23 protein-coding genes and 1 tRNA gene are annotated in these 21509 nt (G+C 59.2%); 18 read left to right on the top strand and 6 right to left on the bottom strand.

The window, feature by feature from the left end; translation table 11 throughout:
• Positions 1–12: 12 nt before the first annotated feature.
• On the top strand, positions 13–1095 hold the full coding sequence (locus tag GXN74_RS02680) for a sialidase family protein (protein WP_162369378.1): 1083 nt from the start codon (positions 13–15) through the stop codon (positions 1093–1095).
• Positions 1096–1180: 85 nt separating this feature from the next.
• Here GXN74_RS02680 and GXN74_RS02675 read toward each other — a convergent pair whose 3' ends face one another.
• Together GXN74_RS02675 and GXN74_RS02670 are read right to left on the bottom strand one after the other, a co-directional pair.
• Complete coding sequence (locus GXN74_RS02675; protein WP_162369377.1) at positions 1181–1879, bottom strand: pirin family protein; 699 nt, start codon at positions 1877–1879, stop codon at positions 1181–1183.
• 17 nt (positions 1880–1896) lie between these two features.
• Entirely contained in the window at positions 1897–2316 is a 420-nt protein-coding gene (locus GXN74_RS02670; RefSeq protein WP_162369376.1) for a PH domain-containing protein, read from the bottom strand.
• Between GXN74_RS02670 and yedF the strand changes: the two genes are divergently transcribed.
• The 3 genes from yedF (at position 2304) to GXN74_RS02655 (ending at position 4166) form a co-directional block, all read left to right on the top strand.
• Complete coding sequence (gene yedF, locus GXN74_RS02665; RefSeq protein ID WP_281355200.1) at positions 2304–2801, top strand: sulfurtransferase-like selenium metabolism protein YedF; 498 nt, start codon at positions 2304–2306, stop codon at positions 2799–2801. The genes GXN74_RS02670 and yedF overlap by 13 nt on opposite strands.
• 30 nt (positions 2802–2831) lie before the next feature.
• The gene (locus GXN74_RS02660) at positions 2832–3563 is read left to right on the top strand and encodes a S1C family serine protease (RefSeq protein ID WP_162369374.1); all 732 of its coding nucleotides are present in this window, start codon (positions 2832–2834) and stop codon (positions 3561–3563) included.
• 111 nt (positions 3564–3674) lie between these two features.
• Complete coding sequence (locus tag GXN74_RS02655; RefSeq protein ID WP_162369373.1) at positions 3675–4166, top strand: hypothetical protein; 492 nt, start codon at positions 3675–3677, stop codon at positions 4164–4166.
• Positions 4167–4244: 78 nt separating this feature from the next.
• On the opposite strand, the gene GXN74_RS02650 is transcribed toward GXN74_RS02655, so the two are convergent.
• On the bottom strand, positions 4245–5057 hold the full coding sequence (locus tag GXN74_RS02650) for an ion transporter (protein ID WP_246208561.1): 813 nt from the start codon (positions 5055–5057) through the stop codon (positions 4245–4247).
• Positions 5058–5279: 222 nt separating this feature from the next.
• Between GXN74_RS02650 and GXN74_RS02645 the strand changes: the two genes are divergently transcribed.
• The 6 genes from GXN74_RS02645 (at position 5280) to GXN74_RS02620 (ending at position 10905) form a co-directional block, all read left to right on the top strand.
• A complete protein-coding gene (locus GXN74_RS02645; RefSeq protein ID WP_162369371.1) occupies positions 5280–6506 on the top strand; it encodes an MFS transporter in 1227 nt (408 codons plus the stop codon).
• 22 nt (positions 6507–6528) lie between these two features.
• The gene (locus tag GXN74_RS02640; RefSeq protein ID WP_162369370.1) at positions 6529–7365 is read left to right on the top strand and encodes a fumarylacetoacetate hydrolase family protein; all 837 of its coding nucleotides are present in this window, start codon (positions 6529–6531) and stop codon (positions 7363–7365) included.
• A 79-nt stretch (positions 7366–7444) separates the two neighbouring features.
• Entirely contained in the window at positions 7445–8878 is a 1434-nt protein-coding gene (locus GXN74_RS02635) for an FGGY-family carbohydrate kinase (protein ID WP_162369369.1), read from the top strand.
• An 89-nt stretch (positions 8879–8967) separates the two neighbouring features.
• Positions 8968–9771, top strand: coding sequence for a mechanosensitive ion channel family protein (locus tag GXN74_RS02630; protein ID WP_212505681.1), 804 nt, complete (start codon positions 8968–8970; stop codon positions 9769–9771).
• A 15-nt stretch (positions 9772–9786) separates the two neighbouring features.
• The gene (locus GXN74_RS02625; RefSeq protein WP_162369368.1) at positions 9787–10323 is read left to right on the top strand and encodes an ECF transporter S component; all 537 of its coding nucleotides are present in this window, start codon (positions 9787–9789) and stop codon (positions 10321–10323) included.
• On the top strand, positions 10324–10905 hold the full coding sequence (locus GXN74_RS02620) for a uridine kinase family protein (protein WP_162369367.1): 582 nt from the start codon (positions 10324–10326) through the stop codon (positions 10903–10905).
• A gap of 63 nt (positions 10906–10968) precedes the next feature.
• On the opposite strand, the gene GXN74_RS02615 is transcribed toward GXN74_RS02620, so the two are convergent.
• Positions 10969–11634: a P-II family nitrogen regulator gene (locus GXN74_RS02615; protein ID WP_162369366.1), complete on the bottom strand. Its 666-nt coding sequence runs from the start codon at positions 11632–11634 to the stop codon at positions 10969–10971.
• On the bottom strand, positions 11618–13117 hold the full coding sequence (locus tag GXN74_RS02610) for a DUF1538 domain-containing protein (RefSeq protein ID WP_162369365.1): 1500 nt from the start codon (positions 13115–13117) through the stop codon (positions 11618–11620). The genes GXN74_RS02615 and GXN74_RS02610 overlap by 17 nt, the downstream gene beginning before the upstream one ends.
• A 507-nt stretch (positions 13118–13624) precedes the next feature.
• Between GXN74_RS02610 and kamA the strand changes: the two genes are divergently transcribed.
• The 7 genes from kamA to GXN74_RS02575 all read left to right on the top strand — a co-directional run bounded on the left by kamA (position 13625) and on the right by GXN74_RS02575 (position 19942).
• Positions 13625–14965 carry a lysine 2,3-aminomutase gene (gene kamA, locus GXN74_RS02605; protein WP_212505680.1) on the top strand — a complete coding sequence of 447 codons (1341 nt, stop codon included), beginning with the start codon at positions 13625–13627 and terminating at the stop codon, positions 14963–14965.
• On the top strand, positions 14952–15791 hold the full coding sequence (gene ablB, locus GXN74_RS02600; protein ID WP_162369364.1) for a putative beta-lysine N-acetyltransferase: 840 nt from the start codon (positions 14952–14954) through the stop codon (positions 15789–15791). Before kamA ends, ablB begins: the two co-directional genes overlap by 14 nt.
• 87 nt (positions 15792–15878) lie before the next feature.
• Entirely contained in the window at positions 15879–16196 is a 318-nt protein-coding gene (locus GXN74_RS02595; RefSeq protein ID WP_162369363.1) for a cupin domain-containing protein, read from the top strand.
• Between the two features lie 220 nt (positions 16197–16416).
• Positions 16417–17058 carry a GntR family transcriptional regulator gene (locus tag GXN74_RS02590; RefSeq protein WP_162369362.1) on the top strand — a complete coding sequence of 214 codons (642 nt, stop codon included), beginning with the start codon at positions 16417–16419 and terminating at the stop codon, positions 17056–17058.
• Between the two features lie 139 nt (positions 17059–17197).
• Positions 17198–18361, top strand: coding sequence for a betaine/proline/choline family ABC transporter ATP-binding protein (locus tag GXN74_RS02585; RefSeq protein WP_162369361.1), 1164 nt, complete (start codon positions 17198–17200; stop codon positions 18359–18361).
• A complete protein-coding gene (locus tag GXN74_RS02580; RefSeq protein ID WP_162369360.1) occupies positions 18351–19016 on the top strand; it encodes an ABC transporter permease in 666 nt (221 codons plus the stop codon). Before GXN74_RS02585 ends, GXN74_RS02580 begins: the two co-directional genes overlap by 11 nt.
• Positions 19017–19045: 29 nt before the next feature.
• Entirely contained in the window at positions 19046–19942 is an 897-nt protein-coding gene (locus tag GXN74_RS02575; RefSeq protein WP_212505679.1) for an ABC transporter substrate-binding protein, read from the top strand.
• Positions 19943–20006: 64 nt separating this feature from the next.
• On the opposite strand, the gene GXN74_RS02570 is transcribed toward GXN74_RS02575, so the two are convergent.
• On the bottom strand, positions 20007–21104 hold the full coding sequence (locus GXN74_RS02570) for a KamA family radical SAM protein (RefSeq protein WP_162369359.1): 1098 nt from the start codon (positions 21102–21104) through the stop codon (positions 20007–20009).
• A gap of 318 nt (positions 21105–21422) precedes the next feature.
• Between GXN74_RS02570 and GXN74_RS02565 the strand changes: the two genes are divergently transcribed.
• Positions 21423–21506: transfer RNA gene (locus GXN74_RS02565), tRNA-Leu, on the top strand.
• Positions 21507–21509: the final 3 nt, after the last annotated feature.

The following is a 21509-nucleotide window of genomic DNA, read 5'->3' as shown; positions in this document are numbered from 1 at the left end:
AAGGATCAATCCATGAGCATTCACGAGATACCAAGCCTGTTCCCCCACAACCATGCCTCCAACATCCTGCCGATCAGCAACGGCGACCTGTTGTGCGTCTGGTTTGGAGGAAGCAGGGAAGGAAAGGCGGATATTTCCATCCAGTGCTCCCGGCTGAAGAGGGGAAGCGGTGTGTGGGAAGCGCCTGTCGTCCTGTCCGACGACCCAACCAGGTCGGAGCAGAATCCGATCCTGTTCGAAAACGCACCTGGAGAACTATGGCTGATTTACACGGCACAAGAAGGCATCCGTCAGGAATCGGCCGTCGTAAGGATGAGGAAATCCTACGACTACGGTCAAACATGGACACCGGTCGAGCCGCTGTTCGAAGAACCCGGAATTTTTGTCAGGAATCCGCCGGTACGCCTCCGGAACGGAGACCTCCTGCTTCCGGCCTACTACTGCCTGAAATCCGAATCCGGCTTTCTGGGTGAAGACTACAGCGTCGTGAAAATATCGAAAGACGACGGCAAGACATGGGAGGAATACGGCATCGAAGGCAGCAGGGGGCTGGTGCACATGTCCGCTGTCGTCCTGTCCGATGGCGGCATCAAGGGCTTCTTCAGAAGCCGGATGGCGGATGCCATCTACACCTGCAGCTCCAAAGACAATGGCAGGACATGGACCAAGCCGGTGCCGACGTCGCTGCCCAACAACAATGCGTCCATCCAGTGCACCAAACTGAAGAACGGCCATCTGGCGATGGTGTTCAACAACATCAATGCCGAACAGGCGCCCCCGAAAACGGCTGCGCCGCCTTGGTTCGACAAGAAAGACATTGCGGACATCGAAGCGGGAACCAAAAGCAAGCCGATTTCCGTCTGGGGAGTCATCCGTGCTCCTCTGTGTGTGGCGATTTCTGAGGATGAAGGCGAAACCTGGGGCCATGTCAGGAATCTGGTGACCAGGGAAGGCTTCGAGGGCGAGCCGGAATTTTCCTATCCATCGATCAAGCAGTCGGAGGATGGGAAGCTGCAGGTCACCTTCACCTATCTCCGCAAATACATACGCTATGAAGTGGTGGATGAGGATTGGGTGAAGGACCCGATCGGATGAAATGTGTTGCCGCCAAGCGAAGAGAGGCCCCGGACGTGTCCGGGGCCTCTCTTGCGGTTTCAGGAATCATCTGGGAAAGTCCTTTTCAAGATTTTCCCATTTCAATGAAGAGCAGGTGGCTGTCCGTCTTCGCCTGGACGGTCAGGTCCTCCTCGATGGCTTCCAAGGCGTCCCTGGGGGAGAGTTCCGCTTCCCCAATCCGGGAATCCCCTTCGATCTGGACCACATAGGCCTGGCGCCCTTGGGGAAGGGGGAAGGAAATTTCCTTTCCCGCCTCCAGGGCCAGGGCGTAGAAGTTCACATCCTGGTTGACCTTCACAGGGGCGGAGCCTCCGGGGCCGGATGCGAAATGCAGGAGGCGGCCAACCCGGCCTTCCCAGGGGAAAGGGTAGTCCCCGTAACTGGGTTGGTGTCCCTTCCTGTAGGGCAGGATCCAGACCTGCAGGAGCCGGGCCGTTTCCTTTCCCCGGTTGTGCTCGCTGTGCAGCACACCTGTTCCGGCGCTCATGTACTGGACCTGTCCCCGGGTCAGGGTCCCCTGGTTCCCCAGGCTGTCCTTATGGGAAAGGGAACCCTCCACCACATAGGAAATGATCTCCATATCCCGGTGGGGGTGCATGTCAAAGCCGGTGCCCGGAGCCACCAGGTCGTCGTTCAGGACGCGGAGCACGCCGAAATTCATGTTCTGGGGATTGTGGTAGTCCGCAAAGGAGAAATGGAAGAGGCTTTGCAGCCATCCCAAGTCGCTTTTTCCCATCTTCCGGTGATCTATTCTTTTCAACATGGCAGACACTTCCTTTCCTATTCCCGGCTCTCCAGATTCCGGCAACGGGTCGCCAACTGCCGGAGGAAATCCTCCCGGTCCACCGGGGAAATCATGGTGGTTCCCGTGATCCATCCCCTGCCGTGCTGGCGGATTTCAATCCGCTGCAGGGACAGGGCCATGGAGGACAGGGGGCTGGTGACCAGGCGCAGGGACTTGATCCGGTCGTAGGGGATCCGCTCCCCAAAGGGGCCGCACCGGCAGTGGAGATGGTCCTCCCGGAGTTCATACCAGGTGCCGTGCAAGATCCAAAGGAGAAGGATGGACATGGCCAGGGAGATGGAAATCCCGGGAATCCGGTCGTCTCCGGTGGCGGTGGCTGCCGCCCCCAGGGAGACGGCCACCGCCCCGTAGAGGAGCAACCGCAGCCACCAGTCAACAGCGGATGGGACGCGCATGGAAACACCTCCTTTCGTGGGTTCTGTCTCCAGTATACCCTTCCGCCCGGTTCCTGGCAACGGGCAACCGGGCGGTTCCAATTTACACTTGCATATTCCCCGGCTTTGGCCTAAACTGTGTGGAGAAGACAAAACAGGAGGACCGATACATGGGTACAATCATCGTAATCAACAATGAGGGATTCGGACAAGGGGATGCGGAACTGGGAAGGAAGCTCCTGGGAGCGTTCCTCCGCAAGCTTTGGGTCCGTCAGGACAAACCGGAAGCCATCATCCTCTACAACGGCGGGGTGAAGATAGCGGCAAGGGGCTCCGATATCCTGGACGCGGTAAAAGGTCTGGAGAGTGCGGGAGTGGACATCCTGGCCTGTGGAACCTGCGTGGAGCATTTCGGACTGCAGGACAGCATGGCGGGGGCCCGGATCAGCAACATGGAAGAGATTTCCAACCGGATGATGACGGCGGAGAAGGTGGTCACCGTCTAGGGGCATGGGCATCCGGCGAAGGAGGTGGTGATGATGGAAGGGATGGAAGAAGAGCTGCAGCCGGAGCGGAGGCGGTTCGGTTGCCTCTTCCGGGGAATGACCATCCTCCTGCTGCTTTCCATGGTGGTCCTTATCCTTCCCAGCTTCCAGGGACTCTGGTCCAGACGGCACGGATTCCTGGAACAGAACCGGGAGCTTAGGGGGGATCCGGTGGCGGAAATGGCAAGACCCGCAGTGGTGAGTCTGGAAGCCCTACTTCCCACCGGCCTGGGGGGATCCGCCAGGAGCCGGGGGACGGGCTTCAACATTTCCCCGGAAGGGACCATCGTCACCAACAGGCATCTGGTGGAGGACGCGCTGGAGATCCGGATCCGTTTCGAAGGCGGTGCGGTTTTCAGCACCACAGAATACAGGCTCCTTCCCGGTGTGGATGTGGCCGTTGTGGACATCGACGGTCGGGACCTCCCCCATCTGGAACTGGCCCGGGATGTGCGGCTTCGGGAAGGGGACACGGTCACCGTCATCGGAAACCCCCTGGGCTTCCAGAAGATTTCCCAAAGGGGAGAGGTCGCCGGCTTTCCGGCCGGACCGGGCGGCCCCTTTGAGATCGGGATTTCCGTGAACCCGGGCAACAGCGGAAGCCCGGTCCTGGACGGTGAAGGGCGTGTGGTGGGCGTGGTCTTCGCCAGCCTCCGGCCGGGAGCCGAGGGAGCGGAAACAAGAGCCCTGGCGGTGGAAGTCCGGGGGCTGGAATTGGAGTGAACAGGAAATCCACATGATTTCCTCATAACTTTCTCACATTCCTGTCCTATACTGTAATCAAGGAAAGGCAATAAGGCCTTCCCAAAACACAGTACAAAGGAGATGGAAGACATGAAAAGAACAGGAAAATTCGTGGCCGCCCTGAGCGCAGCGGTATTGGTGGCAGGAACAGGCATCGGCGTGTATGCGGCTGAATTGGCGACACCGGCGGAGAAGCTGTCGGAACTGACGGGACAATCCGTCGAATCCCTCTATGAAGCGAAAGGGGACTCCACCTTCGGCGCCATCGCGGCGGAGGAAGGGGTGTTGGATGAATTCAAGGCGGACATGCTGGCCCGGAAGCAGGCGGTCCTGGAGCAGCGGGTGGAAGAAGGCAGACTGACCCAGGAAGAGGCGGACACCATCCGGGAACGGCTGGAAGAGAACCTGGCTACCTGTGACGGCACCGGCCTGAACCGTGGAGAGGAAAGGCTGGGCATCGGCTTCGGCAAGGGAGGCGGCATGGGTGCCGGCAACCGGTTCGGAGACGGGCAAGGACAAGGCGGAGGAAGAGGCGCAGGAAACGGTCCTGGACAGGGAATGCGGTTCGGTCAAGGATTGTAATCGAAAACCGGTTGGAAGCAAGAGGAACGCAGAAGGGGCGCACGAAAGTGCGCCCCTTCTGCGTTCCTGGTGGAGCCGTCACAGGCGTTCCCCGCAATGCCAGCAGTAGAGGGCGTCCCTGCGCTGGTGCCGGCTGCCGCAATGGGGGCAGGTGCCGGGCGCGGAGGGATTCCTGCCCACCTGGGCCAGCTCGCTGGTGATGATGCCCGTGGGGACGGCGATGATCCCATAGCCCACGATCATCAGCAGGCTTGCGATGACCTTGCCCAGGGGGGTCTGGGGGGAGATGTCCCCGTAGCCGACGGTGGAGACCGTTACGATGGCCCAGTACATGGATTCGGGGATGTTCGCGAATCCCCGGTCGGGACCCTCCACAATGCACATCATGGCGCCCACGAAGATGATGATGAAGAGGATGGTGAACAGGAAGACCGTGATTTTGGGACGGCTGGCCCGCAAGGCCTTCAGCAGGTTCCCCGACTCATCCACATAGCGTCCCAGCTTGAAGATGCTGAAGAGGCGCAACAGGCGGAAGGTCCGGATGATCGAAAGGAGACGGACGCCGGGCAGGAAAAGGCTGAGGTAGGCGGGGACGATGGCCAGAAAGTCGATGATGCCGAAGAAGCTGGTCATGTAACGGAGCCTGTTCCGGACCACCAGGATCCGGAGGAGATACTCCGCGGTGAAGACCAGGACGAAAACCCACTGCAGCACATCGATCGCCGATGCGTAGGCCCGGTGGAAGGCTTCCACGCTGTCGGCCATGATCAGCAGGCTGTTGCAGAGGATGGTGCCCATCATGAGGATGTCGAAAATGCGCCCCGGAAGCGTGTCGGATTCGTTGATGATCCGGTCGGCCTGTACCTGCCAAGGGATGGTCCGTTTGTCCAAAAGGTTCCCCTCCTTCCCGCAAGCACCGCAAAGGACTTGGAGTGCTTGAATCAATCGTACCACCTTCCCGAGGAAATGACAATCCCCCTGGGGGGAGAACTCCGGACGAGTCGGAAATCCAAGGGAAAAACGGGATGAAAATTCCGTTTGAGTGTGGTATGGTATAGGCAGGAGCGCGGGCATTGGGGCCGGCGCCCGAGACAAGCAAAAGGAGAGGCATGCATGGGAAGATCCACCTTTTTTTCCAGCCTGGACAGGGACCAAGGCTACATCGTCGGCAACCTGTTCTTCATGTATTTCATCCAGGGACTCTTCACCATCATGATCGGGTCCATCCTCCCCATGATGAAGGAGGAGTACGGGCTCGGCTACCAGGTGGGGGGGATGATGATTTCCGCCCATTCCGTGGGGAACATGGCGGCGGTCCTGGTGGCCAGTTTCCTGCCGGCGTATCTGGGGATGAAGAATTCCCTGCTGTTCCTGAACGGATTCGCCTTCCTGGGCTTCGCCATGACGGTCCTGCAAGGGAACCCCCTCTGGCTGGTGGCGGCCCTGCTGTTCACCGGCTTCGGGCGGGGTGGTGTGACCAACTACAACAACTCCATCATCAACAACCTCGCGGAAGGGCATGCAGGGCCCCTGAACCTGCTCCATGGGGCCTTCGCGGTGGGAGCCCTGCTCTCGCCGTTCCTGGTCCTGGGATTCACGGGAAGGGGCGGCGGAGGCTGGAAGGGGGCGGTGCTGGTGGTGCTGGTCCTGATCCTGGTTTCCATGGCCACCTCCCTGTTCATGAAGCTGGACAACCGGCGGGGAAAGGCCGGCATGGAAAGTGGAGGGGCGCTGGGGTTCTTCAGGGAGCGCCTGTTCTGGATCACGGCAGGCATCATGTTCTTCTACCTTGGGGTGGAGGCTACGGTGATGGGCTGGCTGGTGACCTACTTCATCGACTCGGGGACCATGGGGAACCAGCAGGCCCAGGTCCTGACCTCCGTGCTCTGGTCGGTCATCCTTCTGGGAAGGCTGCTGACGGCCTACCTGTCCGGAAGCCGGTCCCCCAGGAGCCTGATCCTGGGATCCAGCCTGGGAATCGGCATTTTCTTCACAAGCCTGATCCTGAGCAGGAGCCTGCTGCCCATGCTGGCCAGCACCATCGGCTTGGGAATGTGCATGGCCGGGATGTTCCCCACCACGGTGGCCAACGCCGGCCGGATCCTGAAGCGGTATCCCATGGCCATGGGGGTCTTCGTGACCATCACCAGCTTCGGGGCCGTGCTGTTGCCGGCCCTGGTGGGAATCGTGGCGGAGGACCGGGGAATCCGCCCGGGCATGTCCGTAGTGTTTGTTCCGGTGGCCTTCCTGCTGTTTTTCGCAACAGTGAACCGGCTGCTGCCCGCAGAGGGGAATGATGTTATAAAGACCGGCGGCAAGGCCGTACGGGAATCGGAATGAAAAATGAAAGGAGCAGGAATAGATGAAATTGGTCCGTTTTGGTGAGGAAGGAAAAGAAAAACCAGGAATCCTGGACGGGGAGGGCCGGATCAGGGACCTCTCCCTGGTGGTGGGGGATGTGGACAGGGAGCTGCTGGGGGACCTGGACCGGCTCAGGACGCTGGATCTGGAGACCCTGCCCCTGGCGCCGGAAGGCGTACGCCTGGGACCCTGCTTCAACGGCATCGGGAATTTCCTGTGCATCGGATTGAACTACAGGAAACACGCGGAAGAGACGGGCATGGCCCTTCCCAAGGAGCCGGTGCTGTTCATGAAGGCCACGGGCGCCATCAGCGGCCCCCAAGACCCCATCCTGCTCCCTCCGGGATCCCTAAGGACAGACTGGGAAGTGGAGCTTGGGGTGGTCATCGGCAGGAGGGCGAAGAGGGTCGGGGTGGAAGAGGCCCTTGCCCATGTGGCGGGCTATTGCGTGGTCAACGATGTGAGCGAGCGGGACCTCCAGATGGAGACGGGACAATGGATCCGGGGCAAGTCCCACGACAGCTTCGGTCCTGTGGGCCCCTGGTTCGTCACGGCGGACGAGGTGCCCGACCCCCAGGACCTGGGGCTTTGGCTGGAACTGAACGGGGAGAGGGTACAGGACTCCAACACCCAGGACATGATCTTCTCCGTGGCGGAGCTGGTTTCCAGACTCAGCCAGGTGCTGACCCTCCAGCCGGGAGACCTGATCTCCACGGGAACCCCTTCCGGGGTGGGGATGGGGATGAAACCGCCCCGCCACCTCAGGGAGGGGGATGTGGTGGAGTTGGGCATCCAGGGCATGGGTGTCCAGCGCCAAAAGGTGAAAAGGGACGAATGATTTTGGAAGGACAGTCTGCCGGAGAGCGGGAATGGGCTGTCCTTTCCCTTCATTTTGGGAAGAGAAGGGGGTGCAAAGCGTGCTCGTACTGGCAATGGAGACAAGCACCAGCGCCGCGAAGGCGGTGCTGGTGGACCGGGAGAAGGGGATCCTGGACATGGCCATGGAGACCTTCGGACCGGAGGTGGACCGGGAGGGGGCCCAGGACACGGAGGCGGTCCTCCGGGCGGCCCTGGAGGTGGGGCGCAGGGTAGCCCGGGGGAGGGACATCCAGGCTGTAGCCCTGGGAGGAATCTGGCATAGCGTGGTCCTCCTGGACGACAGGATGCGTCCCCAGGGAAGGACCTACACCTGGGCCTACCGGGGGGCGGCAGGGAGTTGCCGGAACCTGCGTCTGCAGGAAGGCCTGGCGGAAGAACTCTACAGGCGGACCGGATGCATGGTCCATGCCTCCTACCCCAGGCAGGTGCTGCTGGACATGAAGGAGCGGGGGGTCCCCTTGAAGGGCAAACGGATCGCCAGCCAGGGCGCCTGCCTCTTCCAGCGGCTGACCGGGGAGTTCATGGAATCCGTCAGCACGGCGTCGGGATCCGGGTGGCTGCATCTGGAGGACAGGAACTACGACCCCCAGGTGCTGGACCTGCTGGGAATCCGCGTGGAGCAGCTGGGCTTGCTGGGAAGCTATAGGGATGTAAGGCCCCTGACCTCCAAAGGGGCGGCCCTCCTGGGGATCGCCCCGGGAATCCCCGTGGTGCCCTCCCATCCGGACGGGGCCCTGAACCAGGTGGGGGACGGGGCCTCCCTGCCGGGGCGGATGACCTTCTCCGTGGGAACCAGCGGCGCCCTACGACTGACCAAGGAGGCGCCGGCGCTCACGGATAAGAGGCAGACCTGGTGCTACGCGGGGGTGGAGGACTGGGTGGCTGGAGCCGCCACCTCGGGGGCGGGCAACTGCGTCCGCTGGTTCAAGGAGAAGGTGCTGGGAGGAAAGTGGGGCTATCCGGAACTGGAAAGGGGTGGGGTGTCCTTGGAAGCCCCTGTCGGACCGGGGGCGGTTTTCTTGCCCTTCCTGTTCGGGGAGCGGAGCCCCGGATGGAACGACGGGCGCAGGGGAGGCTTCGTGGGTCTGGAGGGGACGGAGGATGCGGCGGGACTCTACACGGTCCTTCGGGAAGGGATCCTGTTCAACCTCCTCCAAGGGTTCCAGGCCTTGCTGGAGGCGTCGGGGGAACCCAGGGCACTGGTCCTCTCCGGAGGCATCCTCCATTCCCCCCAATGGACCCAGATGGCGGCGGACATCTTCCAAAGGCCGCTGCATTGCTCCGACACCAGCCAGGCCTCCGTCCTGGGAGCCGCGGCCCTGGCCCTGCATGCCGCAGGGGGGCTGGAGGAAGTGAAGGAGTTCGCCTCGGACTGGTCGGGGCTGCGGGTGGTGGAACCTCGGCGGGATCGGGGGGAATTGTATGGGGAACGTTTCGGGGAGTACTGCCGCTGGTATGGAAAAACCATTTGACCGCAACCTGCCCCTCCAGGTTGCCATTTCCTCCGATTGGTGGTACCATACAGTGTGGAACCATCAAAAGAAATGGAGGAGAAACGTCAATGAATGATATCAATGGAATGATCGCATGGGTCACTCCTGTGGTGCAAAGCATCGCCTTGGCCCTCTTGGTGCTGGTTGCGGGCTGGCTGACCATCCGCTGGATCACCCACAGGCTGGCCGCTTCCATGGAGCGTTTGGCGTTGGACGCCACCCTGAAGCCGTTCCTGGTTTCGGTGGTGAACGCATTGCTGAAGATCCTGCTGGTGGTGACCATCATCCGGATCCTGGGTGTGGACACCACTTCCTTTGCGGCGGTTATCGCCGCCGCCGGTTTTGCCATCGGCTTGGCCTTCCAGGGATCCCTGTCCAATTTTGCCGGAGGTGTTTTGCTGCTTACCCTGCGTCCCTTCAAGGTAGGGGACTATGTGGAAGCCGGTGGACACAGCGGGACCGTCCAGTCCATCCAGATCCTGTTCACGGACCTGGTGACCCCGGACAACAAGGTCATCTACATCCCTAACGGAACCCTGGCCAATTCCAGCATCGTCAACTATTCGGTGATGGAGAACCGGCGGGTGGACTTCAAGTTCGGTGTGGGCTACGAGTCGGACGGGGACCAGGTGGCTGCGGTCCTGCGGGGGATTGTGGAGGCGCATCCCCTGGTGCTGGAGAACCCGGAACCTTTCGTGCGCATGTCCGAACACGGGGACAGCGCAGTATTCTTTACGGTCCGGGCCTGGACCAAGGCTTCCGATTACTGGACCGTCCACTTTGACCTTATGGAAACCGTGAAGAGGCGCTTCGATGAGGAGAGGATTCCCATACCCTATCCCCAAATGGACGTGCATGTGCGACAGAAATAGATGGAGGAACCACCCATGGCGAAAACAGCAACGAAAAAACTGGTCCTGGCGGGACTGTTCCTGGCCCTGGGCCTGGTGCTGCCCTTCCTGACGGGGCAGGTGCCGGCGCTGGGCAACAGGCTGCTGCCCATGCACATCCCCGTGCTGCTCTGCGGTTTCGTCTGCGGATGGCCCTACGGACTGGCGGTGGGATTCATCACCCCCCTGTTCCGGAGCCTGCTGTTCGGCATGCCGCCCCTCTTCCCCATGGCCGCGGCCATGGCTTTCGAGCTGGCGGCTTACGGTGGGGCGACGGGCATCCTGTACCGGATCTTCCCGAAAAGACCGGGTTATGTCTATGGGACACTGCTCCTGGCCATGCTGGGAGGCCGGATTGTCTGGGGGGGCGCCAGCCTGTTCCTGTTGGGATTGGCCGGAGCCCCCTTCACCTGGCAGTTGTTCCTGGCCGGAGCGTTCCTGAACGCCCTGCCGGGCATCGCAATCCAGCTTCTGCTGATCCCCGTCCTGGTCCTGGCCCTGCAAAAGGTTCCGGGCGGGAAAGGGCTCCTGTAGATGGGCTCCTGGTATGGGGAATTGCTTGCGCGGATCGACGGGCTCTTTGCCGGTAGGGAGCGGGTCCTGGTGGCCATCGACGGCAACAGCGGCGCCGGGAAGAGCAGCCTTGCGGGAATGCTGGGTGTCGTCTACGACTGCAACGTCTTCCACATGGACGACTTCTTCCTGCAACCTTTCCAGAGGACCCGGGAGCGCCTGGGACAGCCGGGAGGGAACGTGGACCATGAGCGCTTCCTGGCGGAGGTGCTGGGAGGTCTGGAGACGGGCAAACCCTTCCGCTACAGGATATTCGACTGCCGGACCATGGCGTTCGGCGGGGAAGTCCTTGTCCGTCCCAAGGCGCTGAACATCGTGGAGGGCTGCTACAGCATGCATCCTGCCCTGGGACAACCCTATGACTTGAAGGTCTTCCTGCAGGTGCCGAAGGACGTCCAGATGGAAAGGATCCTCGCCCGGAGCGGCCCGGTGCTGGGCCGGCGGTTCCGGGAGGAATGGATACCCATGGAGGACGCATACTTCCGGGCCATGGACATACCGGCCGGTTGCGACCTGGTCATCGACGGCACGGAGCGGAATTGAAAAGGAGGCGCAAGGGGAACTGGACGGTTCCCCTAACGCCTCCTTTTCTGCTTTGAAATCGCCTCAAGGCAGGCCGTAATTCCTTTCCGTGTCCAAGATGAAAAGGATTCCGTTGCCTGGTTTGTCGATTTCCAGCCGGTCCCGGATGGACTGGACGATCGCCTCCGTTTGGGAGGTTTCCGAAAGGATCATGACCATTTCCTTCTCCGGCTCGATGGCCATGGAAAAAAGCTTGCTGGTCTCATGGATGCCGGAACCCCGGGCATTGAGGATGGTGCCCCCTTTGGAGCCCGCTTCCGTGGCGGCGTCGATGACGGTTTCCGCCTTTCCCTTGTCGACCACCGTGAAAATCACCTGATGCATTTTGCCGCCTCCGTTTCCGTAGTTGTCTGAAATCGCATAGTTGCAGGTCGTGGTGCCCAGAAGTTCCCGGACGGGGAGGGTGAAGGCGATGCCTTGCCCCCGTTTCCGGAAATGGAATACTTCGTCCAGCTTCTCCAGGGCGTGGAAGGCCACGTGGGTCTCCGCCACCATCAGGACGATTTCCGTGGCGGTGTAGCAACATTCCAGAAGCTGGAGGAGGCTGTTGCTGACGCTGCACTGGCCCAGCAGGACAGTGCCTCCGCTGATGCCGCTCTCCCTGGCGACGTTCAGTATGTGGCTTCCGTGCCCGCGCTTCACTTCCACAACCAGCAGGGAATGCTCCAAACGCTCAGTCTTTTGTTCCATCTGTCTCTATTCCCACCTTTCTGGTGTTCAGCTTGAAAAGGAAGCCCAAAATCTGCAGGGTCAGGATCGGGGTCATGGCGACCATGGAAATCATCCCGAAGCCGTCCAGAAGCACATCCGCCCCCTCGCTGGCCTCCGCCACCCCGTTGGCGAAAGCCAGGATGAAGGTGGCGGTCATGGGGCCGGAAGCCACCCCGCCGGAGTCGAAGGCGATGGCCACGAACAGCTTGGGGACCACATAGCAGAGGGCGATGATCAGGACATAGCCCGGCAGCAGGAAGTGCCACAGCTGGATGGGCGGCACCAGGATCCGTACCATGGAAAGGCCGATGGCCATCCCCACCCCGATGGACAAGGCGCTCATGACGAAGCGGCGCTGGACATAACCGCTGGTGACCTGCTCCACCTGGCGGGTGAGCACATAGACGGCGGGTTCCGCCAGGACTGTGACCGACCCCAGGAAGAAGCCGACCAGCACGATCAGGACATCGTTCTCCAGGGCGGCCATGGCGTGGCCCAGGCGGGTGCCCACGTCCATGAAGCCTGCGTTCACGCCGGTCAGGAACAGCGCCAGCCCCAGGTAGGCATAGGCCAGCCCCTTCAGGATCCGCAGGAACCTCTTCCGGGGCAGGTGCAGGGACCAGTACTGGAAGGCAAGGAAGAGGGCCAGGAACGGCGCCAGGGCGATGAGGGATTCCAGGGCGATGACGGGAAACTTCTCCAGGAAGGGTCCCAAGACGGAGCTGCCCAGGGCGGCCTCGAAGTGGGGGAAGCCGCCGGTTGCAGGGGCTCCGGTGAGCAGGCGCATCAGCATCACGGCCAGGATGGGACCGATGGAGACCACCCCCACCAGACCGAAGCTGTCCTTCTCCGAGGCCTTGCTGTCCTTCTTCAGGAGGGAGACGTTCACCGCCAGCGCAAGGATGAAGGGAACGGTCAGGGCTCCGGTGGTGGCGCCGGAAGCGTCGAAGGCGATGCCCAGGAATTCCCGGGGGGTCGCCAGGCCCAGGAGGAGGACGACCCCATAGAAGAAAGTCATCACCAGGTAAAGGGGGATGTTGTAGACGATCCGCACCAGACCGATGGCCAGCAGGAAGGCCACCCCGACGGACACCACAGCCACCAGGGTGAACTTGGGGATGCCGCCGTTGGTGACGGCCGCAACCTCCCCCCCCAGGATGTGGAGGTCGGGCTCCGCAAGGGAGATGAAGAAGCCCATCAGCAGGCCGCCTGCCAGAATGACCCAGAGCTTGCCCGGACGAACCATGGCGGATCCCATGAAGTCTCCCAGGGGCTCGATGCTGAGGTGCACTCCGAAGAGGAAGATGGCCAAGCCCAGGACCAACAGCAGGCCTCCGACCAGGAAACGCAGCAGGACAGGCGTCTCCAGGGGAGTCAGGGTGAAGTGCAGCAGGAGAACGATGCATAGGACCGGAAGGACAGCCAGCACCACTTCCCCGATTTTTTCTTTGAATATGGTCAATCCGCCACCCCCTTTCCGACCGCATCCGCTCCAGGAAGCGGACGCAAGGATTTTTTCCATTGTACCATAAAAGGGGAAGGGAAGGAACCCCGGATACCGGAGTTCCGGGCGCCAGGCCTTGACAAATGTCATGACATCGTGTATAATTTTGGAGAATTCCGCTCCGAATCGGGGCGGGCAATGAAGGAGATATGGTACAGGTGAAGTAGATGCGATGAGTAGCAGGTGCATGAGCTTTTTTACGTGGCCGAAAGCAGGCCGTGGAAATCAGTAAGTGTGCGGAAAAAGCGCAAAAATGGCATGGAAAAACTTGAAGTCCATAGAACTGGGGTTTGTTTAGGATCATATGGTCATGAACTATGCTATCGCAGATGGTATAAAGCGAGCTGGAAGCAGCGAAGCTTAAACACTCTAACTCTATAACAATAGGGTTGGAGTGTTTTTTTTTACATTACAGGAAAGTCCTAATTATGGAAACGTTCGGAACCGCACAAGGAGGAAAAAACGATGCAAACGAGCATTACACTGATTCAACAAAGGATGCAAGGGGAGAACAGCACGCCGGAAGGAATGGAGAAATGGCGGGACTGGAAATGGCAGATGCGCAACACCATCCACTCGGTGGATACGGTGGAAAAGATTTTCGACATAAAGCTGGACAAGGAGCAGAGGGCCCTTATCGAGGAGACGATAGAGAAATTCCCCATGGCCATCACCCCCTACTACCTTTCCCTGGTGGATCCGGAGGACCCATGGAGCGATCCCGTGTTCAAGCAGGCGTTCCCCGACCGCAAGGAGCTGTATGTGGCCAAGACGGACATGGAAGACCCCCTGCATGAGGACAAGGACAGCCCGGTGCCTGGTGTGACCCACCGGTATCCGGACAGGGTGCTGCTGCATGTGAGCAACACCTGCGCCATGTACTGCAGGCACTGCACCCGGAAAAGGAAGGTGGGGGACAGGGACAGCATCCCCTCCAGGGAGCAGATCCAAGAAGGGCTTGACTACATCAGGAATACCCCCGTCATCCGGGATGTGCTCTTGTCCGGTGGAGACCCCTTCCTGCTTTCCGACGAATACCTGGACTGGATCCTGACGGAAGTCTCGAAGATCCCCCATGTGGAGGTCATCCGGATCGGAACGAGGACACCGGTGGTGCTTCCCTACAGGATCACCGACGGACTGGTGGAGGTCCTGAAGAAGCATGAGAACCTTTGGATCAACACCCATTTCAACCATCCCAGGGAAATCACCAGCTCCTCCAAGAAAGCCCTGAAGAAGCTCTGGAGCTCGGGGATACCTTTGGGGAACCAGTCGGTTCTGCTGGCGGACATCAACGACTGCCCCAGGATCATGAAGGAGCTGGTCCACCAGCTGGTGAGGAACAGGGTGCGCCCCTACTATCTGTACCAGTGCGACCTGTCCGAAGGGCTGGAGCATTTCAGGACGTCCATCGGAAAGGGGATTGAGATCATGGAGAGCCTCCGGGGCCATACCAGCGGCTTCGCCGTTCCCACCTATGTGGTGGACGCTCCCGGGGGTGGAGGCAAGATCCCCGTAGGGCCCAACTACCTGATCTCCTGGTCCACGAACAAAGCCATCCTCAGGAATTTCGAGGGGGTCATCACCACCTACCAGGAACCGACCGAATACAAGCACAACTTGTGCGACCTGAACTGCGACAAGTGCACCCTGCAGTTGAAGCTGGAGGGCGCCGACGAGGAGCAGGCCATCGGTATCCAGCGCCTGCTGTCGGATTATGACGATATGATCACCCTGACACCCTCCAGCCTGGAAAAGCGCAAGGAAGGACGATGGGAGGAATACAAGACCAATGAAGACATTTGATGAAACCATCCGGTTGGGCGGAGGACTGGTCCACCATGGAAAGCAGAACGACAGGATTTATGTTTTGAAGACACCCCAGGAGGGGATGGAGCGGTTCATCCTGCAACTGGAGGAATTGGCCGACAAGAACGGCTACGGGAAGATCGTGGCCAAGGTGCCGGCTCCGGAAGAGGGCTGGTTCCTGGAAAAAGGCTTCGTGGAAGAGGCGAGAATCCCCGGTTTTTACGGAAACGGTTCGGACTGCGCCTTCCTGGTGCGGTATCCGGACGGGGAGCGGCAGGTCCTGCGGCGCGGGGAGCACCTGGAAGACGTGCTGCGAAAGGCCAAGGAAAAGGAAGGGATGCTCTACATGCCCATCCTGGAGGAAGGCTTCCACTGCAGGCAAGCCCTGGAATCGGACGCAGGGGACATGGCGGCCCTCTACCGGAAGGTGTTCGCCTCCTATCCTTTCCCCATCCATGAACCGGATTACATCCGGGAGACCATGGAAAGCCATGTGGCCTATTTCGGCATCTGGCAGGGGGAGCGGCTGGTGGGCCTTTCCTCCGCTGAAATGGACCTGGCGGAAGGGAATGCGGAGATGACCGATTTCGCCGTGGACCCGGAATACCGGGGGAAGAATCTGGCCTCCACCCTCCTCCATGTGATGGAGGCTGCGGTGAAGGATCGGATCCGGGTGGCCTACACCATCGCCCGGGCAGCCTCCCACGGCATGAACGCAACCTTCTCCAGACACGGATACGCCTTCGGCGGCACCCTGCGCAACAACACGCAGATTGGGGGAGCCATCGAAAGCATGAATGTCTGGCATAAGCGCCTGCAGTGAAAAAATGGAAAAGTGTGACCATGGCTACCGACTTGTCCCCAATCTTCCGGTATACTGAACGAAAAAGAAGAATAGGAGCGGATCGACATGGTAGAACAAATTTTCAAAATCACACTGCAAGGGAACGGGAAGCTGGTCGAAAAGGCCATCATGGATGAGAACGTGCATTACATCCATATGGTATTCCCCAAGAATGAAGGCCTGCCGGAGCATTTCTCCAATTCCACGGTATATATGACCGTGCTCCGGGGTACCTTGTCCATCGGACTGGACGACCAGGAGACCCACACGTATCCTGCAGGAAATGTGCTGAAGATCCCCTTCCAGACCAAGATGAACGTGCGCAACCTGCACGACGACACCCTGGAGCTGGTTGTGGTGAAGGCGCCTGCGCCCCAGATGTAAAGCATGCAAAAAGAGCCCGGCCATGTGCAAGCGATCTGCTTGCCATGGCCGGGCTCTTTTTGTCACTCTGCGGATTCCGTTTGCGGGCAAGGTTTTTTTTTACCACATGCCGAGGTGCGGTTCAAGTTTCCGATGGTTCCAGCAGGTGTCTCCAAAACGGGCTTCCTTGTTTTTTTTTCAGGTATGTGATAGGATTTAGAAAAAATCGAAGGTGGTGTCTATGCAGCCCAAAAATGAAATGCCCATTTACATGCGGATCGCCGTGGACCTGGCGGGCAGGATCCACAAGGGGGAATTCGCCGACAAACCCCGGCTCCGGGGACGTTCCGCCCTGGCCAGCGAATACAACGTCTCTCCGGAAACCGTCCGCCGGGCCATCCGGATCCTGGAGGACACCCAGATCGTCCGGGTGGTCCATGGAAGCGGCATCTACATCCAGGAAAACAGCAATGTGGAGGCGTTCATCCAGCGGTTCAAGATCAAGGAAACCCTTTTGGACTACAAGGAAAAGCTGGCGGACCTGATGGAGGAGAAGGAAAAGATCGACAGCCAGGTCCGCCAGATCATCGAGGACATCATCGACTACTCGGACCGCCTGAAGAACAGCGGCCAGATCCTGCCCCAGGAGATCCAACTTCCCCCCAACAGCAGTTTCGAGGGGAAGTGCGTCCAGGAACTGAGCATCTGGCAGAACACCGGCGCCACCGTCGCCGCAATCAAGCGGGCGGGGGAGATGCTGGTGTCTCCAGGACCCTATGCGGTCTTCCAGCCCAAGGACAGGGTCGTTGTGGTGGGGGGAACGGATGCGGTCCAAAGGATGATCGCCTACATGCAACAGGAACCTCGGGAAGAAAATGATTGAAAATGAGCGTATTTGCCTTGCGGAGGCAGATGCGCTCTTTTTTTGGAAAGGGTTTGACAACATTCGAATATTATGATATTATTGACAAAGCAAAAGTGACAACTTTAAAAATAATGGGAGTTGTCATAAGGAGGTAAAAATGATAGAATTGAAAAGCGTGACGAAAAGCTACAGCGAAGCGGCCAAGGTCGTGGACCGCTTGGACCTGAAGGTATATGAAGGGGAATTCGTCATCCTGATCGGCGAGAGCGGTTGCGGGAAAACCACGACCATGAAGATGCTCAACCGGCTGGTGGAACCCACGGAGGGCCAGATCATCATCGACGGCCAGGACATCATGAAGATGGACCCCATCCAGCTCCGGAGAAGGATTGGATATGTGATCCAAAAGGTGGGCCTGTTCCCCCATATGACCGTCGGGGAGAACATCGAGGTCATCCCCAAACTGATGAAGTGGGACAAGGAGAAGCGGAAGGCCAGGACCATGGAGTTGCTTGACATGGTGGGCCTGCCGGGAGAGACGTACTACGACAGGTATCCGGACGAGATGAGCGGAGGGCAGCAACAGAGGATTGGAGTTGCCCGGGCGCTGGCCACGAATCCGGACATCATCCTTATGGACGAACCCTTCAGCGCGCTGGACCCCATGACCCGGGAGCAGCTCCAGGACGAGTTGCTGAAGCTCCAGGACGAGCTCCACAAGACCATCATTTTCGTGACCCATGACATGGACGAGGCCCTGAAGCTGGGGGACAAGATTGCCGTCATGAAGGACGGGAAGATCCTGCAGTACGACACCCCGGAAAGGATCCTGAAGAAGCCCAAGGATGCCTATGTGGAGTTCTTTGTAGGCAAGGACAGGCTCTGGAAGTCGCCGGAAATGGTGTACGCCAAGGACATCATGCGCAAGAACGTGGCCAGGACCAGCATGACCCGGACGGTGTCCCATGCCCTGGAACTGATGAAGAAACGGGGGGTGAACACCCTGGCGGTGGTGGAGAAGCAAAGCGACCAGCCCCAGGAGGTTCTTGGGTTCATCACCCGCAAGGAACTGGCCAAGGCCATGAACGAGGACATGAAGATCAAGGACATCATGAACAAGGATGTTCCGGTGATTTCGGAGGACATGAATATGGTGGACGTTCTGGACTATCTGGCCCAGAACAAGCTGCAGCATGTGTATGTGGTGGACGAGGAGAAGAAGCTGAGCGGCATCGTGTCGGAGTCCAGCATCGTCAACCTGATTACGGAGATGATCACGGACTACGAGGAAAGCAAGGAGGAGAAGAAGCATGAACAATAAAGCATCTTTTCTGGAGTTTATCGGAGGCAGGTATGTCGAAATTCTGGAGCTGGCATTGCAGCACATACAGATCACCGGCATCGCCGTAGGCTTTGCCATCCTGATCGGGGTTCCCCTGGGGATCATGATCACACGCTACAGGAACACAAGCAATCTCGTGCTGGGAATCGCCAACGTGTTCCAGACGGTGCCCAGCCTGGCCTTGTTCGGTCTTGTCATCCCGTTCCTGGGGGTGGGCTTGACCCCGTCGGTGTTCGTGCTCTTCCTGTACGCCCTGCTGCCCATCATCAAGAACACCTACATCGGCATCAGCAACATCGACCCGTCCACCATCGAGGCAGGCAAAGGCATGGGGATGACGGGATACCAGATCCTGACCCAGGTGGAAGTCCCTCTGGCCTTGCCGGTGATCATGGGAGGGATCCGGATCTCCACGGTCATCAACATCGGTACGGCCACCATCGCGTCCCTGATCGGGGCGGGCGGTCTGGGCGACCTGATCTTCAAAGGGATTTCCATGTACAACAACAACCTGATCCTGGCGGGAGCCATCCCCACAGCCCTTTTGGCCCTTTCCATGGATGCCATCCTGGGATTCGTGGAAATGATGCTGGAGCCCAAGGGACGGCGCAAGATGAAAAAGACATTCGTATGATGGATGGATAAGAAAATGGAGGAAAAGGAATGAAAATGAAAAGGATATTGCTGGCGGCTGGAGCCGCAGTGCTTTCCCTGAGCCTGTTCGCAGGTTGCGGAAAGAAGGGGGATGTGGTCCAGATCGGGCATAAGAACTATACGGAACAGAGGATCCTGGGGCAGATGTTATCGGTGCTGCTGGAGGAAAAGCTGGGCTACGCAACAGAGGTGCGGGAGTTCGGGGGCACAAACATCGTCTTCGAGGCCCTGCGCACGGGAGATGTGGCCATGTATCCGGAGTATACGGGAACGGCTTACGGCAGCATCCTGGGGGAAAGCGGCCTGAAGGACGCCCAGGAGGTCTACAACCATGTGAAGCAGGTCTATAGGGACGAGTACGGCCTGCTCTGGCTGGAGCAGATGGGCTTCAACAACACCTACACTTTCGCGGTGCTCCCGGAAGTGGCGGAAGCCTACAACCTGAAGACGTTCTCGGACCTGTCCAAGGTGGCGGGGGAACTGACCATGGTTTCCACCACGGAATTCCTGGAAAGGGAAGACGGTCTTCCGGGCGTCAAGGAAGCCTACGGCGGCTTCGAATTCGGCAACACCATGGCCATGGATCCCGGCCTGCGCTATGCCGCCATCTCCGAGAAAAAAGGGGATGTGATGGACGCGTTCTCCACCGACGGGAAACTGATCGAATTCGAACTGGTGGTCCTGGAGGACGACCTGGGCTTCTTCCCGCCCTATTTCGTCGCCCCCCTGCTCAACGGAGCCTATGCCGAGGAGCATCCCGAGGTGGTGGAGGAGCTGAACCGGCTGCAAGGCAACATTTCGGACGAAGAGATGCAGCAGATGAACTACCAGGTGGACAACCTGGGCGTGAACGAAAAGGAAGTGGCCAGGGAATTCCTGGAATCCAAAGGCCTTTTGGACCAATAGGAAAGAAGGCGAAAAGGTGCCCCCCGCATCCTGCGGGGGGCACCTTTTCGCTACATTTACCATATCATTCATCGTCAAGCCAGCACTGGCCTTCTTCCAGCTTCCTGGTGAAGATCCTGCTCCAGTCGGCAGGATCCTTCGCCTGCTGGTACTTGAAGAGCATGCGGCCGTCCTCTCCCTTGCCGAGGATTTCAATCTTGCCGGTCTCATGGGCCATGGCGTAGCGGAAGCATTTGCCCTGGCCGTTCTGGAGGTTCTTGGCCTCGTCCACGATCCGGACACCCTGCTCCAGGGGGACCTGGAACTGGTTCTTGACGCCTGTCACCGGACGGCATTGGAACACATAGTAGGGCACCACGCCCATGCGGGTCAGGTTCCGCAGGAGCTCCCCCAGCACCCGGGGGTCGTCGTTGACGCCCTTTAGGAGCACGGTCTGGTTCTTGACCACGATGCCCATCCGGAGCAGCAAGCCGATGGCTTCCTTGGCCTGGGGGGTGCACTCCCGGGGGTGGTTGAATTGGGTGATGACGTAGATGGGCTTCTTCCGGTTGTATTCGGCCAGGATGGACTGGAGTTCCGGGTCCTCGGTGATCCGCATGGGAAGCACGACGGGAATCCGGGTTCCGAAGCGGATCAGGTCCAGGTGTTCGACGTCGCAAAGGGACTTGAGATACCGTTCGATGGTCTCGTTGCTGTTCATGAAGGAGTCCCCGCCGGAGATGAGCACATTGGTGATTTCCTCGTGGTCGCGGATATAATCCACCATGGCGTCGATGTTCTTTCCGACCTCGTCGTCCGAGAGGCCCACCAGGCGCCTGCGGAAACAGTGCCGGCAATACATGGCGCAATTGCTGGTGGAGAGGACCAAGGCGGTCTGCAGGTACTTGTGCTGGAGGCCGGGCATGACCGTGTTGGAGGCCTCGCCGCTGGTGTCGAAAGCGCCGTCCAGGTCGGTCTCGTATACGGAGGGGATGCACATCTTCCGTATGGGGTCCTCTGGGTCGCTCAAATCCACCAGGGAAAGGTAGTAGGAGGGGATGGACATGGGATACAATTCCAGGATCTCCTCCATCCGCTTCTCTTCTTCGGGAGTCATTTCAAGCAGGGCTGTCAGATCTTCCGCCCGGGTAAAGCTTTGGTGCAGCATTTCTTGCCAACGCATAACATCACCTTCCTAATCATTATCATCAAGCGCGGGTCAGCGCGCCGCTGTCGTTGTGGCAGAATGGTCCTGTTTGCCGGCGTTACTTCCGTGAAAAACGGTTTTAAAACCGGTTATTTAGCATTATAGCAACAAAAAGCGGCTAAAGCAATTTTTTCAGTATATTTTGTACAAATGCAACAAAAGCACCAAAGGGGCTTGCGCGTCTCCGAAAAAGGAGGAAGCAAAAAAAAAATAAAAAAATGGTAAAAAGGGCTTGCAATATTTTCCGATCTGTTATAAAATCACATTGTTGCAAGCGAGCGGCGCTGCAAACGAGCGGATATGGCGGAATAGGCAGACGCGCTAGATTCAGGTTCTAGTGTCAGCAATGACGTGCAGGTTCAACTCCTGTTATCCGCATCA

The organism is Anaerotalea alkaliphila, from assembly GCF_010179735.1.
In the GTDB taxonomy this organism is placed as follows: domain Bacteria; phylum Bacillota; class Clostridia; order Lachnospirales; family Vallitaleaceae; genus Anaerotalea; species Anaerotalea alkaliphila.
Note: the sequence above shows the minus strand (reverse complement) of the source record. Positions and strands in the feature narration are given on the sequence as shown.

Coding starts and splice junctions, on each gene's coding strand:
- GXN74_RS02625 (WP_162369368.1), top strand. CDS start 9,787: ATGGCGAAAACAGCAACGAAAAAACTGGTCCTGGCGGGACTGTTCCTG.
- GXN74_RS02575 (WP_212505679.1), top strand. CDS start 19,046: ATGAAAATGAAAAGGATATTGCTGGCGGCTGGAGCCGCAGTGCTTTCC.
- GXN74_RS02585 (WP_162369361.1), top strand. CDS start 17,198: ATGATAGAATTGAAAAGCGTGACGAAAAGCTACAGCGAAGCGGCCAAG.
- GXN74_RS02590 (WP_162369362.1), top strand. CDS start 16,417: ATGCAGCCCAAAAATGAAATGCCCATTTACATGCGGATCGCCGTGGAC.
- GXN74_RS02570 (WP_162369359.1), bottom strand. CDS start 21,104: ATGCGTTGGCAAGAAATGCTGCACCAAAGCTTTACCCGGGCGGAAGAT.
- GXN74_RS02645 (WP_162369371.1), top strand. CDS start 5,280: ATGGGAAGATCCACCTTTTTTTCCAGCCTGGACAGGGACCAAGGCTAC.
- GXN74_RS02620 (WP_162369367.1), top strand. CDS start 10,324: ATGGGCTCCTGGTATGGGGAATTGCTTGCGCGGATCGACGGGCTCTTT.
- GXN74_RS02670 (WP_162369376.1), bottom strand. CDS start 2,316: ATGCGCGTCCCATCCGCTGTTGACTGGTGGCTGCGGTTGCTCCTCTAC.
- GXN74_RS02640 (WP_162369370.1), top strand. CDS start 6,529: ATGAAATTGGTCCGTTTTGGTGAGGAAGGAAAAGAAAAACCAGGAATC.
- GXN74_RS02580 (WP_162369360.1), top strand. CDS start 18,351: ATGAACAATAAAGCATCTTTTCTGGAGTTTATCGGAGGCAGGTATGTC.
- GXN74_RS02680 (WP_162369378.1), top strand. CDS start 13: ATGAGCATTCACGAGATACCAAGCCTGTTCCCCCACAACCATGCCTCC.
- GXN74_RS02655 (WP_162369373.1), top strand. CDS start 3,675: ATGAAAAGAACAGGAAAATTCGTGGCCGCCCTGAGCGCAGCGGTATTG.
- GXN74_RS02615 (WP_162369366.1), bottom strand. CDS start 11,634: ATGGAACAAAAGACTGAGCGTTTGGAGCATTCCCTGCTGGTTGTGGAA.
- GXN74_RS02675 (WP_162369377.1), bottom strand. CDS start 1,879: ATGTTGAAAAGAATAGATCACCGGAAGATGGGAAAAAGCGACTTGGGA.
- ablB (WP_162369364.1), top strand. CDS start 14,952: ATGAAGACATTTGATGAAACCATCCGGTTGGGCGGAGGACTGGTCCAC.
- yedF (WP_281355200.1), top strand. CDS start 2,304: ATGGGACGCGCATGGAAACACCTCCTTTCGTGGGTTCTGTCTCCAGTA.
- kamA (WP_212505680.1), top strand. CDS start 13,625: ATGCAAACGAGCATTACACTGATTCAACAAAGGATGCAAGGGGAGAAC.
- GXN74_RS02660 (WP_162369374.1), top strand. CDS start 2,832: ATGATGGAAGGGATGGAAGAAGAGCTGCAGCCGGAGCGGAGGCGGTTC.
- GXN74_RS02630 (WP_212505681.1), top strand. CDS start 8,968: ATGAATGATATCAATGGAATGATCGCATGGGTCACTCCTGTGGTGCAA.
- GXN74_RS02595 (WP_162369363.1), top strand. CDS start 15,879: ATGGTAGAACAAATTTTCAAAATCACACTGCAAGGGAACGGGAAGCTG.